The 1,233-nt window shown below is 69.5% G+C and carries 2 protein-coding genes; both read right to left on the reverse strand.

Features of this window, described 5'->3' with window-relative positions:
- The coding region (locus ABDZ92_RS16790; protein WP_343764160.1) for an electron transfer flavoprotein subunit alpha/FixB family protein at positions 1–899 on the reverse strand (899 nt) is incomplete at its 3' end.
- Positions 896–1,233, reverse strand: a 338-nt coding sequence (locus ABDZ92_RS16795; RefSeq protein WP_425542300.1) for an electron transfer flavoprotein subunit beta/FixA family protein, incomplete at its 5' end; no start/stop codon positions are given. The genes ABDZ92_RS16795 and ABDZ92_RS16790, both read right to left, overlap by 4 nt.

The following is a 1,233-nucleotide window of genomic DNA, read 5'->3' on the forward strand; positions in this document are numbered from 1 at the left end:
AGGTCGCCGACCAGGCCGACGTCGGCGACCTGGAAGATGGGGGCGTCCTCGTCCTTGTTGATGGCGATGATGGTCTTGCTGTCCTTCATGCCGGCGAGGTGCTGGATCGCGCCCGAGATGCCGACCGCGACGTACACGTCCGGGGCGACGATCTTGCCGGTCTGGCCGACCTGATAGTCGTTGGGGGCGAAGCCTGCGTCGACGGCGGCGCGGCTGGCGCCGACGGCGGCGCCGAGCTTGTCGGCGAGCGGCTCGATGAGGGCGTGGAACTGCTCTTCCGAGCCCAGCGCACGGCCGCCGGAGACGATCACCGCGGCGCTGGTGAGCTCGGGACGCGCCGACTCCTGGGTCTCGGCACCGACGAAGCGCGACTTGCCCTGGTCGCCCGGCGCGGGGACGGGTTCGACCGAGGCGCTGCCGCCTTCCGCCGCGGCCTTTTCGAAGCCGGTGGCGCGCACGGTGATGACCTTCTTGGCGTCCGACGACCGCACGGTCGCGACCGCGTTGCCGGCGTAGATCGGGCGGACGAACGTGTCGGCGCTCTCGACCGCGACGATGTCGCTCACCTGCATCACGTCGAGCAGCGCTGCGACGCGCGGCGCCACGTTCTTGCCGATCGAAGTCGCGTTCGCGAGGAAGGCGTCGTGGTCGGCCATCAGCGGCACCACCAGCGCTGCGACATTCTCGGCCAGCATGTTCGCATAGGCCGGATCGTTCGCCAGCAGCACCTTCGACACGCCCGCAACCTTCGATACGGCATCGGTGGCCTGCGCGGCGGCGTCGCCGTGTCCTGCGACCAGCGCGACCACGTCGCCGAGCTTGGCGGCGGCGGTAAGGGTGGCGAGCGTCGCGTCCTTCACGCGGCCGTCGAGCTGTTCGACCAGTACCAGCACGCTCATGCGATCACTCCCAGGCTCTTGATCTTGTCGACCAGCGCGTCGACGTCGTCGACCTTGATGCCGGCGGCGCGCTTGGCGGGTTCCTCGACCTTGAGGATCGTGATGCGCGGGGTGAGGTCGACGCCGTAGTCGGCCGGCGTCTTCTGCGCGAGCGGCTTGGACTTGGCCTTCATGATGTTGGGCAGCGACGCATAGCGCGGCTCGTTCAGGCGCAGGTCGGTGGTGACGATGGCGGGCAGCGGCAGCGCCACCGTCTCCAGACCGCCGTCGACTTCGCGGGTGACATGGGCGGCGTCGCCTTCGACCTCGACCTTGGACGCAAACGTGCCCTGGC

Source organism: Sphingomonas molluscorum, from assembly GCF_039522995.1.
GTDB classification, from domain to species: domain Bacteria; phylum Pseudomonadota; class Alphaproteobacteria; order Sphingomonadales; family Sphingomonadaceae; genus Sphingomonas; species Sphingomonas molluscorum.